Below are 14437 nucleotides of genomic sequence, written 5' to 3'. Positions count from 1 at the left end.
AACAGTGACACTGGTGACGGTCACCACCAAATTCCTGCCATACTCCCCCGATATGAGCGCGAGATCCGTCGCCGTGGTCGTGACCGAGGAGATCGAGGTCCCGTCCTGGGGCCTCTACGAGCTGAGCATCCCCTGCACCGTCTTCGGCAAGGCGCAGGCCGACCTCGCCGACCCCTGGTACGACCTGCGGCTGTGCGGTGACGGAGCGGCGGCGCGGAACACCGCGGCCACCGGCCTCGCGGTGCGCACTCCCTACGGGCTCGACGACCTCGCCGACGCGGACACCGTCATCGTCCCCTCGGTCCCCGACCCCTGTGTCGAGGAGGACAGGCCGCTGCCGCCGGACCTGATCAGCGCGCTGCGCAGCGCCTACGACGCGGGCGCCCGCATGGTCTCGCTGTGCACGGGCGCGTTCGCGCTCGCCGAGGCCGGAATCCTGGACGGGCGCCGCGCCACGGCCCACTGGATGCACACCGCCCAGCTCGCCGAGCGCTACCCGAGGGTCCACGTCGACGACTCGGTGCTGTACGTGGACGACGGTGACGTGCTCACCAGCGCCGGCCTGACCGCCGGCCTCGACCTGTGCCTGCACCTGGTGCGCCGCGACCACGGCGCGCACGTCGCCAACCAGCTGGCCCGCCGGATGGTGGTGCCCGCCCACCGCGCCGGCGGCCAGGCGCAGTTCATCGACCTGTCCGTCCCCGGCACCGACGACGAAGGGCTGGGCCCCGTACTGGACTGGGCCCGAGCCAACCTGGACCGCCCTCTCACGGTCGAAGACCTGGCCGAACGCGCCGCGATGAGCCCCCGGACGTTCTACCGGCGCCTCCAGGCCGCCACCGGCACGACACCCCTTCAGTGGCTCCTCAACCAGCGCCTCGCCCGAGCACAGAACCTGCTGGAAGCCACAGACCTCCCCATCGAGAAGATCGGGGAACTGACCGGCCTCGGCACGGCCAACAACCTCCGCCACCACTTCCTTCGCCACGTCGGCGTGTCACCGAGCGCCTACCGCAAGGCGTTCCCCCGAAGAGTGGCCTGAGGTCGCCCCACGGGGGCCGCCTCGGGAGCGGTCAGTGCGGGACCGGGGTGAAGTCGCGCGACGCGATGAAGGAGGGCCGCGGACCGGGCGCGGCGAACGGCTCGACCAGGGTGTTCTCCACACTGTTGAACACCACGAAGATGTTCGACCTCGGGAACGGCGTGATGTTGTTGCCCGATCCGTGCATGGTGTTGGCGTCGAACCACAGCGCCGAACCGGCCGTGCCGGTGAACTGCTCGATGCCGTGGGCCTCGGCCAGCCGCGTGATGTCCTTCCTGCTCGGCACACCGACCCGCTGGTCCCGCAGCGACTCCCTGTAGTGGTCGGCGGGCGTCGCGCCGAGGCACGGCACGAACGTACGGTGCGAGCCCGGCATCAGCAGCAGCCCGCCGTTGTAGGGCAGGTTGTCCGTGAGGGCCAGCGACATGCTCACCGCGCGGGGGAGCGGCATGCCGTCCTCGGCGTGCCAGGTCTCGAAGTCCGAATGCCAGTAGAAGCCCGTGCCGGTGAAACCGGGCATGTAGTTGACCCGGCTCTGGTGGACGTAGACCTCCGAGCCCAGCAGCCGCCGCGCGCGGCCGGCGACCCGGGGATCGCGGATCAGGTCGCCGATCGCGGGGCTGAGCTCGTGCACCGCGAAGATGGACCTGACCTCCGCGGACTCCTTCTCCACGACGACCCGCTCGTCGGCCCTCAGCGCCCGGTCCTCGGTGAGCCGCCGCACCTCCCGCAGGAACTCCTCCACCTCGGACGGGTCGAGCAGGTCCTCGACGACCGAGTACCCGCGGGCCTCGTGCGCGGCCAGTGCGGCGTCCGGCGGTCCGCCGCCGGCGCTCGGCCAGACCGCCGGCTCGCCGCGCACGATCGGCTCGGCGGCCCGGGCGAGCCGGGTCGGATAGCGGTCCTCGGTCCTGGTGTCGTTCGCCGTCATGGTCGCCTCCTCACCGATCGGCCGCCCGCGTCAGGAGCGGATACACGCCGTCCTCGTCATGGACCTCCGAACCCGTGAGCGGGGGAGTGAACACGCAGATCGCGCGCATCCGCGTGCGCGGCAGCAACCGGTGCCGCTCGTGGCCGTCCAGCAGGTACAGGGAGCCCGGGGACAGGTGGTGCACCTCACCGGTCTCCTTGTCCAGCAACTCGCCGTCGCCCTCCACGACGAAGACCGCCTCGACGTGGTTGGCGTACCAGAAGTCGTTGACCGTGCCCGCCTCCAGCGTGGTCTCGTGCAGGGAGAACCCGACGTTCTCCTGGGCGAGCACGACTCTCCTGCTGCGCCAGTTCCGGGTTCGTACGTCCCGGTCCGTGCCGGTGACGTCGTGCACCGATCGGACGATCATCCCAGTGCTCCCTCCACGGATTCGGTGAGCAGGGCCAGTCCCTGGTCCAGCTCGTCGCGGGTCACGGTCAACGGCGGCATGAGCTTGACGACCTCGCCGTCCGGGCCGGACGTCTCCACGAGCAGTCCGCGCTCGAACGCGCCCCGGCACACCCGCCTCGCCAACTGTCCGCTCGGCAGTGCCAGGCCGCGCGCCAGGCCCCTGCCCTTGACCTTCATGGGGATCTCGGGGTGCGCCTGTGCGACCTCGGTGAGCACTCTGGCGACGTGCTCGCCCTTGGCCAGCGTGCTCTTCTCCAGCTCGTCGTCCCGCCAGTAGGTGCGCAGCGCCTCGGCCGACGCGACGAACGCCGGGTTGACCCCGCGGAAGGTCCCGTTGTGCCGGCCCGGCTCCCAGACGTCCAGCTCCGGCTTCACCAGCGTGAGCGCCAGGGGCAGGCCGTAACCGCCGATGGACTTGGACAGGCAGACGATGTCCGGCTGGACGGCGGCCGGTTCGAAACTGAAGAACGGGCCGGTGCGGCCGCAGCCCATCTGCACGTCATCGACGATCAGCAGGATCGCGTGGCGCTCGCAGAGCCGGGCGAGCCCGCGCAGCCACTCGATCCGCGCGGGCGTGAGGCCGCCCTCACCCTGCACCGTCTCGACGATGACGGCGGCGGGCAGGTCGAGCCCGCTGCCGCTGTCGGTGAGCAGCCGTTCGAGGAGGGCGAAGTCCGGAATCCGCCCGTCGACGTAGCCGTCGTAGGGGATCAGCGTCGTGTGCTGGAGCGGAACCCCCGCGGCGTCGCGCTTGGCGGCGTTGCCCGTCACCGACAGCGCGCCGAGCGTCATGCCGTGGAACGCGTTGGTGAAACCGACGACCAGGGAGCGGCCGGTGACCGTACGGGCCAGCTTCAACGCCGCCTCGACGGCGTTGGCGCCGCCCGGACCAGGGAACATGACCTTGTAGCGCAGCCCTCGGGGCTCCAGCACCAGGTCGCGCAGCGTCCACAGGAAGTCCCGCTTCGCCGCGGTCTTCATGTCCAGGCCCTGGGTGACTCCGTCGCGTTCGAGGTAGGCGATGAGGGCGCGCTTGAGCACCGGATTGTTGTGCCCGTAGTTGAGGGCGCCGGCGCCGGCGAAGAAGTCCAGGTACGCGCGGCCGTCCTCGTCGTAGAGGCGGCTTCCGGAGGCCCGGTCGAAGGTCGCCGGCCAGCCCCTGCAGTAGCTGCGCACGTTCGATTCGAGTGTCTCGAAGATATCCACGATGTCCTCGTCCGGGGTGATGGGAGCGCGGCACGGCGCTCCGCCCGCGGGCTCAGTCCGGAACCGCGGCTCCGGCCGGCGTCAGCGGGCCGATGCGGAACAGGTCCTCGTCGTCGTGGGCGTCGGCGAAGTGTTCGGGACGGAACAGCGGCGACCGGTCCACGGACGCGTTCCGGCGGGCCGCGAGCGCGGTGAACAGCGCGATCGAGGCCTGGTTGTCCGCGGCGATGGTGGTCTCCAGGTGCGTCACCCCGGCGTCCGCGGCACGGCGGACGACGTCGTCCAGCAGCGCGCTCGCGACGCCCAGGCCGCGGTGCGCCGCGTCCACGGCGATCTGCCAGATCATCAGGGTGCCGGCCGCACGCGGCCGCACGTAACCGATGACGAAGCCGACCACCGTCTCCCCCATTCTGGCGACGGCCGATGTGTCCGCGAAGTCACGGCACCACAGCGCGTACGAGTACGAGGAGTTCAGGTCCAACTCGGCACAGTCCCGCGCCACGCGCCACATCCCGGCACCGTCCGACACGGCCGGCGCCCCGATGCGCACTCCCCGCGCATCCGCGGATCGGCCGCGCGTACCGTCCCCCAGCCGCTCCACGTCGTTCCCCCCTTCGCGGCACCGTGTCGTGGCGGACGGTGCCGGCTTGCCCCCGTGCCCCGGTCCGAGCGACGCCCCCTCGCAACACCCGGGCCGAGCTCCCTGAGCGGCTTTGTCCCGAATTACCCGCTCAGTCCCCGCGCACACCTGCACCGACCAGGTCAGACACCCACGCAGCCTCCTCCCGAACCGTCCCGCGCCCCCGGAACGCGCCGCACCCCCCGCGACCCAAGGCGACCATCAAAACGACCCACTCACCGCCCCACGCCCGGCACCATGCCACGCAATGGGCCACAACACCCGCCGACCCGAACGCGACCGCCGACCGCACTCGATGTCAGCCCACCCTGCTCGACGTGTACCCGAATACCCCCTGGCGAGCGCCACCAGCCGACTACAACAGGCACCCCACCCCGCTGCGGCGTACCGCACCGACCTCGCCCCGGGCCCCGGTCGCCGTAGGCGCTGAAAGGTCAATACCGCTCGGGTTCCCCGCCGTCGGAAGAGAGTGACGCGACGTCGGACACCCGCTGGAGCCAGGGGACAACGGATCGGTGAGTCCTGGCTGCCGGGTCGGCCGGAGCCGGTAGGCAGAGCGTCGAGTGGCCCTGGGGCCACACGTGTGCGACCGCGTTCGGCGGGCGGCCGCTCAGCCTGTCGTAGAGCAGCATGCAGGCGTTGGCGTCACCGTCGCTGCGCAGGTCGGTGACCCTTGCGGCGAGCGCCCCTCACTGGTGCATCAGTTCGCCGGGCGAGTTGCTGGCAGCAGGGGCGACCTCACTGCACTTGCCCTCCTTCTTCCGCGCCGAGAGATCAAAGATCCCGGCGCCCAGCTGGACGGGCCGCTGACCGTGACGACTGTCGTCAAACTCCAGTCCACTGACTCCCGGCAGGATCGGCGTGGCTTGAATACCTACTGGAAGCGACGCTTCAACCTGCTCGCCGTCATGGCCGGCGACCGGGTGGAGGAGGTCTTCCTCGACGGTTTCAAGCGCCGTCAACAGCCGCCGCAGTCGGTGGAAGACGGCGGTCCGCTGCCTGCCTGTGGACGCCTCCAGCTCTGCGAAGAGGCGACCGATCTCGGCGTGCTGCCGCAGCCGCAGGCTGATGATGTCGTTTTCAGGCATGGCTCGGGACCGTTCGTTCATCCGCGTCTCCAGGAGCGACTCGTCAGATGGGAGGGGCCCTCGCCGCACTGGGAAGGGGCCGCTGGGTGTTTTGCCCCCTCTTGGGCGTTGAAACATCGTGCGCGTACCGCGCCCCTCCCGCCGGGACGTGGCAAAGCCCCTGCTACCGCGAGGCGATCGCCACCACTAGTGCCACCACAAACTGATCGCCGAGCATGGGGCGCCGCAGACCGGCTGCACGATCTGCGGCATGGTGCGGCGCCGCTGGCGGTGGCTGCCGAGGTGCTTCTGATGTCACATGGCGAACTGCCGTTCGCCTTTTCTTCGGCGTTCCTGTGCGATCCACTGCTTGCCCTCCGCGGCGATGCCCTCCATGACATGCAGGGTGTGGTGGATCCCGGAGGCGTCCAGTGTCATCTCGGACACCACGCCGGGGGCTTCGTCCATCTCGAGTTCTTCCATCCCCGAGGTCATCACCTCGACTTGGATCTGCTCCCCGTTGACGAGGGCGAGTTCGAATCTGCGCTCGTCGTCGTCTGCCTGGTGTACTCGCACGGCTGCGACCGCTTCGTAGCGGTAGTTGGTACGGTTCCAGCCGTGGAAGGTGCCTCGCTCGAAGTCGAGTTCGACGCTGAGCTGGCGTACCCCGTCCATGGTGAGCAGGAAGAGGAGCAACTGGTACCGCGTGTAGCGCCAGGGGCCGTTCCGGACGCGGGCGCGCCTGGCGCGGGAGCCGCGCGCTTCGATGAACGCGTAGGCGATCATGTCGCTCATGGCCAGCCCGTAGTGGCGCAGCGCCTCGTCCAATAGCACCTTGCGGTCGCGGTCCAGCCAGGCGGCCATCTCCGGATCCGAGGGTGTGTCGGCCAGCTTCTCCCGCCAGCGCTCATAGGCCGCCGTGCAGTCGTCCAGCGTTTGCGTGCTCTCGGCTTCGTCGGCTGCATGCCGCCTGTGTTCCAGGACGATGCGCAGCCAGGCGAGCGCTCCTATTACCCCGGCCATCAGTGCAACCGTCGCCGAACGGCCCGCGCTTACGGGCGCGACCCCCATTGCGTTCCCCACCGCCCGAGTGGCCCCCATGGCCAGAACGGCGAGACCGAGAATCGTCAGCACCTTGGTGGCCAAGGGGGTCGCGAGTTCCTGCCGGTAGTTCCACAGCGTGCCGTTCTCCCACCGCCTCCTGACATCGCTCACCCGATACCGGATCAGCCAGTTGATCTTCTCAACGCCGATCCGCTGCTCCCGGTAGACGTCGACGATCTCGTCGCGCAGGCTCTTGCGGATCCCTGCCGTCTCCGCCAACCAGGCGGAGCGGCTCGTGTCGCGCGGAACGTACTTGGCGAAGTAGTAGTCGAAACGTTGATCGACCCTGTTCGCGAAGCCGCCGGACGGTGCGCTGGTCGTACGCGCCCGAGGCAGCCCGTACTCCTCGTCCTTCGCCCTGCGCCGCTCGGCGCGATAGCGCCATTCCAGGCCGCCGCGCGCGGCGTAGTAGCCGCCGGCGATGCTCAGCAGGTACGCGAGCAGCGCGAAAGCCTGGAGTTCCCGAGCCAGCAGGTAGCCGATATGGAGCACCGCCACGGTGAAGACGAGCGTCGCCGTCACCGCCTTGATCCAGGTGCCGACCGGGATCTCGGGCGGGCGGGGCGCACGTGTTCGGGGCGGGGCGGGCTTCGGCTCGAAGAACTTCCAGACTCGATCGGCTCGGTCATCGGCCATCTGGTGCTCCCTGGCGCTCTGCAGGGCGCGGTGCCACATCTGATCTTTCAGTGGTCCGTCGAGGAACAACTCCAGGTGCCGCAGGATCATGGCGCGTTGGGGGTCGCCGAGCCCGTCGAAATCCTTGAGCAGGGGACGCAGGTCGGCGTCGGGCTGTCGCGCGGAATCCAGCAGGCGGCGCACGGTGTTCACACCGTCCGCCCATGCGTCGCCGCCGGTGACACGGCACATGAAAGGTGCCTGCCGCAGCAGCGCGATGTCCTCCTCCGGCATCTCGTGCGGCGTTCTGCCGCTGACCAGGGCCAGTTGCCAGTGGAAGCAGACCTTGTTGCCGATGTGATTTCCCATGACGGCTTCGTGGATGAGGTGCCGTGCCTTGCCCGGAATGCCGCCGTCGAGCAGGCTGACACCGGTCTCGAACTTTTCTGCAGGCGAAGCGTCTGCGGGAAGCGAGTAGATGTGGACTCCGCCGTGCACGGTTGCCGCCTGCACTCCGACATGGGCGGAATCCCCGGCGTAGTTCGTCGTGGTGGCACCCGGCTCGGTCATGACAGGCCCTGGACCAGTGCGATCACGCTCGCCACCTCGGCGGCCAGGGTGGCCACGTCCCCGACGAGTCCGCGGACCTTCTTGAGCGCCAGCGTCACCGCGCCGGTGTCCGGCGGCGTGGTCGTGTGCAGCGTCTCGCGAGCGTTGGCGAGTTCGGCTTGTGCCGCCTGGTAGGTGTCCTCGTCCAGGTGCCCTGCCGCTCGTGCCTGCTGAAGCCGGGCGGCCAGGCCGGCGATCGCCTGGGTGGGATCGGCCGGCGGGTCCTGCTCGCCGGACACCCGGATCCCGCCGTGCACGTGGCCGGCCTGCACGACCACCCGTGCGTTGTCCTTCGCGACGTTGCGGACCAACCCATCCATCTGCGAGTTCCCCATCCTTCCGGTTTCGTCGAACCGATCGCGGTTCCGTTCCTCAGCGACCAGGTTTTCGGCCAGTGAGACGGTGAACGCCGCCGCGTTGGCCACCGCCCGCGCCTGCCATCGCTTGCGGTCGGTGGTCTCCTTGGTGCCGTCGGCTCGGTCGCTGATGCCCCGGACGACGACCACCGGAAGCGACCTGTTCAGATGCGCGGCCTGAGCCACGCCTGCTCCTTCCATCTCGATCGCGAGCGCGTCGTTGTAGTTCCGCCGGATCCAGCGGGCGTGCGCCGACACCGTGGAATTCAGAACCACCTCGCCGGCCGCGATCGGCCCGAAATGCACTCCGGGCGCCCGGCGATGAGCACGAAGATCACCTGCCCAGGATCGGTCGCGCGCCACATGCCGGGCGATCTGGTCGGCGCCGTGCGAGACCTCCCAGACACGCGGACGGCTCTTGAACCCGTCGTCCTCACTCGTGCCCCCATGGAACGCGTAGATATGGGTGGCCACCACCACGTCCCCGAGGGCGACATGAGAGTGCAGGGCCCCTGCCACTCCCACAAAGATCAGCGCCACCGGGGAGAACTCGGCGATGGCACGTTCGGCCAGTACCGCCGCGGACTGGTTGCCCTTGCCGACGAGGCCCAGAGCGATCCGGCACCGGCCGCCCGCAAGCCGGCCGACTTCGAAGCGGGTGCCTTGCGGGTGCCGATGCAATCGGGGGGCGTCCAGCTTTTGACGGACGGCCTCGTACTCCACGTCCAGTGCTGTCAGAACGACGATCTGACTGTCGCTCATTCTTTCGGCTCCTTGGCGTTCGACGGCTCGACCGGCCGGACCATCGGCGGATAGAGGATCTTGCGAGGCCCGGCTTTGAACAGCCGGGCCGGCCGTCCGGTCGTGACCTTGCGCTCCGGGCCCGCCGGAACGATGAATCCGCTGGTCTTCTGGACCTTGCGGTAGAAGTTGCGGGGATCGAGCGAGATGCCCCAGACCGCCTCGTAGACCCGCTGCAGGTCGGTGATCGTGAAGGTCGGCCCGCAGAACGCCGTCGCCAGCGCGGAGTGCTCGAGCTTGGCGCGGGCCCTTTCGACGCCGTCCTCGACGATCCGGCGGTGGTCGAAGGCGAGTTCCAAGTCTCCGGAGAGGACCTGGTCGGCCCGCTGCCATCGCGCACCGGCCGCATCCGTGCCGGCGATCGGCTCCGGCAGCCCCGGGGCGATCGCCAGATAGGCGACGGACACCACCCGGCCGCGCGGATCGCGGCCAGGGGTGCCGTAGACGCCCAGATGCTCCAGGTGCAGCTTCTCAACATCCATGGCGGCCTCTTCCGCCAGCTCCCGGTGGGCCGCGGCGGTGAGGTCCTCTTCGGCGTGCCGCAGGAAACCGCCCGGAAGCGCCAGAGCCCCCTCGTACGGCTCGACGCCCCGCTCGACGAGCAGCACGTGCAGGTGCGACTCGCGCAGCGTCAAGATCACCAGGTCCACCGCGAGCATCACGGCGGGCGGCGTCCAGCGGTCCTCGGTCATGCGGCGAGGCTAGCTTATTGTCAGCCTGACAGAAAGTGCCTTCCGGCTGCCGCTCCGGCCACCGCCTTGTCACCGGCCAGCTAGCTTCTGGAGAGGGCTGTGTTGAGCGTGACGATCCGACGTGGCCTCTATCGTGACGCTTCCGGCTCCGGAGCGGTCCTCTATCGGCAACAAGCCCCAGCTTGACGCGCTGGGGGCCGTGGTCCGCGACGACGGGATCCGGGTGTTACCCAGGGCATCAAGCCCGCCGATGACCAGTTACTCCGCGCTGACACCCTTAGCCGCAAGGCGTTGCCAACGGCGCGCGTGCCTGGCCGAACGCGGCTTTGCCCGACCACGCAGCACCCGCGCAAGTACGGCTGGGACTGGCAAGCCGAACGGGAGATCCCGGACCTGTGGCGTCCCACCGACGCCACAGGTCCGGGAGTCGCCGAAGAAGCATCACCGGGGAAGTGCGGTGGCGGGGGTGTGGGCGGTGCGTCGGCGGAGGGGCACCAGGTTGCCGCGTCGGCGGGCCAGCCACAGGAACACGATCGTCAGCAGCAGGCCGAACAGAACCGAGTAGACGCTTCCCTCCGGGCCGAAGTCTCCACCGCTGATCAGATTCGGGCCGGACGTCGTGGCGTCCAGCAGTCCCTGCGGGGTGCCGTTGCCCGAGACCTCGGTGCTGAAGATGCCGGCCGCGGCGAAGTTCCAGCCGAAGTGCAGGCCGATCGGCACCCACAGGTTGCGGGTGGCGGCGTACGCGGCGGCCAGCATGCCGCCTGCCTCGATCGCGATCGCGATCGCGCCCCACAGGCTGGCGTGCGGGTTGAGCAGGTGAGACAGGCCGAACAGTACGCCGGTCAGCGTCAGCGCGATCCACGTGCCGGTGCGTTGCTCGATGATCCGGAACAGGACGCCGCGGAAGATCAGCTCCTCGGTCGTGGCGGCGGCGGCCATGAAGCCGACCAGCCCGACCGCGGCCGTGGGCGATCCCAGGCCGTCGACCTTGTAGTGACCGAGGAAGGCGATGTTCGCGATGACGGCCCCGAACAGCGCGACGCCGATCAACAGACCGAGGCTCAGCGCGGCCCCGGCACCTTTCCGGGCCACCTCCGTGGACGGGCGGCGCTCGGTCCGCCGCACCACCCATCCGTAGACCAACACCCCGAGCACGGCTGTCAGGAGGCCGAGGGCGAGCTCCAGCCAAGGATTGCCGTCCACGGCGGCGACGCCCTGGCTGCCGATCATCGCGACCGCCACGACGGCCAGGAGCTGCCAGACCAATCTCATGAAATCCCCTTCTCCAGGTCCGCGGCCGGAGCGCCGCGGCTCCACGGAACGCTATGGAGTCGAGGGCACTCGAATCGTCACCACTCGGTGGACACTTGCGTGTAGCTCGTACGGGGGACAGATGCCACAGGCCCGCCCGGCGGCGGTCGCCACCCTGCCTGGATAACCGGACTCGGGAGGACGCGGATCATTTCCGGGGGTGCCCACCACCGTCAGCGGCGCCTCCTCGGGAAGGGCGCGGATGAGGCGGTCCAGGCCCTTGTGCGGGGTGAGCCGCCCGACGAAGAGCACACCGACGCGTTCCAGCCGCGGGTCGGGGAAGAACAGGGAGGTGTCGGCACCGCCGTACACGATGTGCGTTCGTTCGGCGGGGGCGTGCGCCGGTCGCCGATGGTCTGGTCGCCCCTGTCAGGCGGTGCCGCTGGTGCCCAGGACGGTGGCGCGGAACCCTGCCACCAGGGGCCGCAGGTCGACTCGGTGCCATGCGGCCCACAGTTGGACGCATGTGTCGTGCCAGGGAAGCTCGCGCACCGCGACATCCTCAGTGGTGGCGCGGGCCATGCTCTTCTGCACGAGTGCGAGTCCGAGCCCGGAGGCGACCAGACCCAGCGCGGTCAGCGGCTCGGCGGCGTCGAGGCGGATGTCGGGCGTGAAGCCGGCCGTCGTGCAGGCGGCGATGAACGTGTCCCGCCAGGCGGGGTCCTGGGGGTTCTCGACCGCGATCCACGGTTGACCATCGAGGTCCTTGGGACTCACTTCTTCCCTGTCGGCGAGTGGATGCCCTGCGGGCAGGGCGAGTAGCAGCGGGTCCTGGAGCAGGGGTGCGGCCAGCAGGTCGGGGTCATCCGCGGTCGGAGGTTCATGGACGAACGCGATGTCGAGGTTGCGTTGCCGCAGGCCTTCGAACTGCTCGGTGGGCGGAAGGTTGTACAGAGCGATGTGGACGCCGGGGCTCTTGCTGTGCAGAGCGCGTAGTGCGCGGGGCAGGACGCCGGTGTGCATGGCGTCGGCAACGTAGCCGATGCACAGGCCGCCCTCTTCCCCACGGCCCAGCCGACGGCCCAAACTCTCCAGACGATCCGCATGCCGCAGCAGCGCGCGGGCCTCGGCCAGGAAGACCTGGCCGTCGCGGGTGAGCCGGATCCTCTGCTGGCCGCGTTCGAACAGGGTGAGACCGAGCTTCTGCTCGAGCTGCGCGATCTGCCGGCTGAGCGGCGACTGGGAGATGTGCAGCCGCTCGGCGGCCTGGCCGACGTGTTCCGTCTCGGCCACGGCGACGAAGTAGCGGAGTTGCCGCAAGTCGATCATTTAAGACCTCAGGGGACTCAAGTGTTGCCAAGCAAGTCTTGGACAGTCTCAAGTCTGGATCCTAGCCTCGAAATCGTCAGACCGGCGGACCGCGCACACCGCGCAGGGAGCACGTCCGTCGCAGCTCGTACGCCGAACAAGGATTCACACGATGTCCATCAAGTCCTTCCTGCCTGGCCGCCTGGGCTTCGGCACCGCACCGCTGGGCAACATGTTCCGGGCCATACCCGATGAGGAGGCCGCCGCCACCGTGGCGGCTGCCTGGGACAACGGCATCCGCTACTTCGACACCGCCCCCTTCTACGGCGCGGGCCTGTCCGAGATCCGGCTCGGTGAAGCGCTGGCCGGCCGCCCCCGCGACGAGTTCGTCCTGAGCACGAAGGTCGGGCGGGTCATCCTCGACGAGATCGAGGACCCCTCCGCCCGCAACCTGGGGGAGAAGGGCGGACTGTTCGAACACGGACGCACCAACAAGATCGTCAACGACTACTCGGCCGACGCCACGCTGCGCTCCATCGATGACAGCCTCAAGCGACTGAAGACGGACCACTTCGACATCGTGTGGGTGCACGACGTCGCGCAGGACTTCTACGGCGACGAGTGGCTCGCCGCCTACGAAACAGCCCGCACCGGCGCTTTCCGGGTGCTGCAGAGGCTGCGCGACGAAGGCGTCATCAGAGCATGGGGCCTTGGTGTCAACCGGGTCGAGCCCCTGGAGTTGACACTGGACCTGGAGGAGCCGAAGCCGGATGCGTTCCTCCTCGCCGGCCGCTACACGCTGCTCGACCACGACCGTGCGCTGCAGCGGCTCATGCCGGCCGCGGAGGCCCAGGACGTCGACATCGTCGTCGGCGGACCGTACAACTCCGGCGTCCTGGCCGGCGGACAGCACTTCGAGTACCAGAAGGCCCCCGCCCCGGTCATCACCAAGGTGGACCGCATCAAGGCACTCGCACGGCAGCACGGCGTCGGCATCAAGGCGGCGGCGCTGCAGTTCTCCCTCGCTCATCCCGCGGTCGCCGCGGCCATCCCCGGTGCCTCCCGGCCGAGCCGCGTCGCAGAGGACGTCGCCGCACTCGGTGAGACGGTCCCGGCGGCCTTCTGGACGGCTCTGCGCACTGAGGGGTTGATCGCTCAGGACGCTCCCGTACCCGGCGCCTGACCCCTACCTCACCTGTTCAGGAGACGACCATGGCGACCACGACCGCGACCATCGACCTCCCCGTGCCCGCCGAGCGTGTCTGGCAGCTCATCGGCGGCTTCGGCTCCCTGCCCGACTGGCTGCCCTACATCCCCGAGAGCACGCTCAGTGAGGGCGGCCGCGTCCGCAGCCTCACGAACGAGGAGGGCGGCGTCATCGTCGAACGCCTCGAAGCGTTCGACAACCAGGCGCGCACGTACAGCTACTCCATTCTCCAGTCCCCGTTCCCTGTCACCGGCTACCGCTCCACCCTCACCGTGCACGAGGTGGCGGGGGGACAGAGCCGTGTGGAGTGGTCCGGGACCTTCACGCCGGCGGGGACGAGCGAAGAAGAGGCGATCAGCCTGTTCCACGGCATCTACACCGAGGGCCTGGCCGCACTGCGGAGGACACTCGGCGCGTGAACGCGGACACGTGATGCCCGGTTGCGCCGATCGGCTTCGCATGGCGCCCGACCGGCTCAACTGACCGGCGGGGGCGGGGCCCTGCCCGGCTCCGCCCCCGCCGTCCGTCATGTGGCGAGCACGGGACGCCCGCGACGGACCCGTGTGACGCCTACGACTTCCGGAACACCAGCGATACAACGAAAGAGACCGATATGACCATGTCCTCGATCCCGGCCGGCCCCCGTACCCCCGAAGAGGTCTTCGCCGATCACGGGCGCCGACTCGGCACGGGAGACCTGGACAGCATCAGTGCCAACTACGCGCCGGACGCGGTCTTCATCACCCCCCGGGGCATCCTGCGGGGGAGGGAAGGCGTCAAGGAAGGCATCGGGGCGCTCCTGGCCGATCTGCCCGACGCCGAGTGGGAGCTGAAGCCACAGTTCGCCGGTGAGGTGCTCTTCCTGGAGTGGTCGGCCACCAGCACAGCGGCGCGCGTGGAGGACGGCGTCGACACCTTCGTGTTCCGGGACGGCCTCATCCAGGCGCAGACCGTCCGGTACACCCTGGTCACCGGCGGCTGACCAATCCGGGGTCGTGGTCACCCGGCACCAACGCCGGTACTCCGTACCAAGTGCCGGGTGCCCCGCTGAGGCACCTGCGGATGCTCCTATAGATGTCAAGCTGCAGGAGCAAGATCGTTTTGGTTGGCTGGTGTGGTGGATGTGCTGGTCAGGGTGCGGTAGACCTCGCGGGC

Annotated in this window: 14 protein-coding genes; 4 read left to right on the top strand and 10 right to left on the bottom strand. The window is 69.3% G+C overall.

What is annotated here, in order from left to right:
* Positions 1–52: 52 nt before the first annotated feature.
* The gene (locus ABZ801_RS39190; RefSeq protein WP_360708402.1) at positions 53–1042 is read left to right on the top strand and encodes a helix-turn-helix domain-containing protein; all 990 of its coding nucleotides are present in this window, start codon (positions 53–55) and stop codon (positions 1040–1042) included.
* A gap of 31 nt (positions 1043–1073) precedes the next feature.
* Here the strand turns inward: ABZ801_RS39190 and thpD are convergent, their stop codons facing one another.
* The 10 genes from thpD to ABZ801_RS39140 form a co-directional block, all read right to left on the bottom strand.
* A complete protein-coding gene (thpD, locus tag ABZ801_RS39185; protein WP_360708400.1) occupies positions 1074–1973 on the bottom strand; it encodes an ectoine hydroxylase in 900 nt (299 codons plus the stop codon).
* Between the two features lie 10 nt (positions 1974–1983).
* Entirely contained in the window at positions 1984–2382 is a 399-nt protein-coding gene (locus tag ABZ801_RS39180; RefSeq protein WP_344948979.1) for an ectoine synthase, read from the bottom strand.
* On the bottom strand, positions 2379–3629 hold the full coding sequence (gene ectB, locus ABZ801_RS39175) for a diaminobutyrate--2-oxoglutarate transaminase (RefSeq protein ID WP_360708397.1): 1251 nt from the start codon (positions 3627–3629) through the stop codon (positions 2379–2381). Before ectB ends, ABZ801_RS39180 begins: the two co-directional genes overlap by 4 nt.
* A gap of 52 nt (positions 3630–3681) precedes the next feature.
* Entirely contained in the window at positions 3682–4158 is a 477-nt protein-coding gene (gene ectA / locus ABZ801_RS39170) for a diaminobutyrate acetyltransferase (RefSeq protein WP_360708592.1), read from the bottom strand.
* A gap of 800 nt (positions 4159–4958) precedes the next feature.
* Positions 4959–5378, bottom strand: a complete 420-nt coding sequence (locus ABZ801_RS39165) for a hypothetical protein (protein ID WP_360708394.1) — start codon at positions 5376–5378, stop codon at positions 4959–4961.
* 273 nt (positions 5379–5651) lie between these two features.
* A complete protein-coding gene (locus ABZ801_RS39160; RefSeq protein WP_360708391.1) occupies positions 5652–7625 on the bottom strand; it encodes a hypothetical protein in 1974 nt (657 codons plus the stop codon).
* A complete protein-coding gene (locus ABZ801_RS39155) occupies positions 7622–8782 on the bottom strand; it encodes a 5'-methylthioadenosine/S-adenosylhomocysteine nucleosidase (RefSeq protein ID WP_360708388.1) in 1161 nt (386 codons plus the stop codon). The genes ABZ801_RS39160 and ABZ801_RS39155 overlap by 4 nt, the downstream gene beginning before the upstream one ends.
* Positions 8779–9513: an NUDIX domain-containing protein gene (locus tag ABZ801_RS39150; RefSeq protein WP_360708385.1), complete on the bottom strand. Its 735-nt coding sequence runs from the start codon at positions 9511–9513 to the stop codon at positions 8779–8781. The genes ABZ801_RS39155 and ABZ801_RS39150 overlap by 4 nt, the downstream gene beginning before the upstream one ends.
* 441 nt (positions 9514–9954) lie before the next feature.
* Positions 9955–10788 (bottom strand): type II CAAX endopeptidase family protein, encoded by an 834-nt coding sequence (locus tag ABZ801_RS39145; RefSeq protein ID WP_360708383.1) that lies wholly within the window; start codon positions 10786–10788, stop codon positions 9955–9957.
* A 408-nt stretch (positions 10789–11196) separates the two neighbouring features.
* Positions 11197–12096, bottom strand: a complete 900-nt coding sequence (locus tag ABZ801_RS39140) for a LysR substrate-binding domain-containing protein (protein ID WP_360708380.1) — start codon at positions 12094–12096, stop codon at positions 11197–11199.
* 151 nt (positions 12097–12247) lie between these two features.
* Here ABZ801_RS39140 and ABZ801_RS39135 point away from each other — a divergent pair, with 151 nt between their 5' ends.
* The 3 genes from ABZ801_RS39135 (at position 12248) to ABZ801_RS39125 (ending at position 14264) form a co-directional block, all read left to right on the top strand.
* The gene (locus tag ABZ801_RS39135; protein WP_360708377.1) at positions 12248–13258 is read left to right on the top strand and encodes an aldo/keto reductase; all 1011 of its coding nucleotides are present in this window, start codon (positions 12248–12250) and stop codon (positions 13256–13258) included.
* A gap of 29 nt (positions 13259–13287) precedes the next feature.
* Positions 13288–13701 (top strand): SRPBCC family protein, encoded by a 414-nt coding sequence (locus ABZ801_RS39130; protein WP_360708374.1) that lies wholly within the window; start codon positions 13288–13290, stop codon positions 13699–13701.
* Positions 13702–13895: 194 nt separating this feature from the next.
* On the top strand, positions 13896–14264 hold the full coding sequence (locus ABZ801_RS39125; RefSeq protein WP_360708371.1) for a nuclear transport factor 2 family protein: 369 nt from the start codon (positions 13896–13898) through the stop codon (positions 14262–14264).
* Positions 14265–14437: the final 173 nt, after the last annotated feature.

The sequence above is a fragment of the Actinomadura sp. NPDC047616 genome, from assembly GCF_040642915.1.
In the GTDB taxonomy this organism is placed as follows: Bacteria; Actinomycetota; Actinomycetes; order Streptosporangiales; family Streptosporangiaceae; genus Spirillospora; species Spirillospora miaoliensis.
Note: the sequence above shows the minus strand (reverse complement) of the source record. Positions and strands in the feature narration are given on the sequence as shown.

Coding starts and splice junctions, on each gene's coding strand:
- ABZ801_RS39150 (WP_360708385.1), bottom strand. CDS start 9,513: ATGACCGAGGACCGCTGGACGCCGCCCGCCGTGATGCTCGCGGTGGAC.
- ABZ801_RS39135 (WP_360708377.1), top strand. CDS start 12,248: ATGTCCATCAAGTCCTTCCTGCCTGGCCGCCTGGGCTTCGGCACCGCA.
- thpD (WP_360708400.1), bottom strand. CDS start 1,973: ATGACGGCGAACGACACCAGGACCGAGGACCGCTATCCGACCCGGCTC.
- ABZ801_RS39140 (WP_360708380.1), bottom strand. CDS start 12,096: ATGATCGACTTGCGGCAACTCCGCTACTTCGTCGCCGTGGCCGAGACG.
- ABZ801_RS39125 (WP_360708371.1), top strand. CDS start 13,896: ATGACCATGTCCTCGATCCCGGCCGGCCCCCGTACCCCCGAAGAGGTC.
- ABZ801_RS39145 (WP_360708383.1), bottom strand. CDS start 10,788: ATGAGATTGGTCTGGCAGCTCCTGGCCGTCGTGGCGGTCGCGATGATC.
- ABZ801_RS39160 (WP_360708391.1), bottom strand. CDS start 7,625: ATGACCGAGCCGGGTGCCACCACGACGAACTACGCCGGGGATTCCGCC.
- ABZ801_RS39190 (WP_360708402.1), top strand. CDS start 53: ATGAGCGCGAGATCCGTCGCCGTGGTCGTGACCGAGGAGATCGAGGTC.
- ABZ801_RS39155 (WP_360708388.1), bottom strand. CDS start 8,782: ATGAGCGACAGTCAGATCGTCGTTCTGACAGCACTGGACGTGGAGTAC.
- ABZ801_RS39180 (WP_344948979.1), bottom strand. CDS start 2,382: ATGATCGTCCGATCGGTGCACGACGTCACCGGCACGGACCGGGACGTA.
- ABZ801_RS39130 (WP_360708374.1), top strand. CDS start 13,288: ATGGCGACCACGACCGCGACCATCGACCTCCCCGTGCCCGCCGAGCGT.
- ABZ801_RS39165 (WP_360708394.1), bottom strand. CDS start 5,378: ATGAACGAACGGTCCCGAGCCATGCCTGAAAACGACATCATCAGCCTG.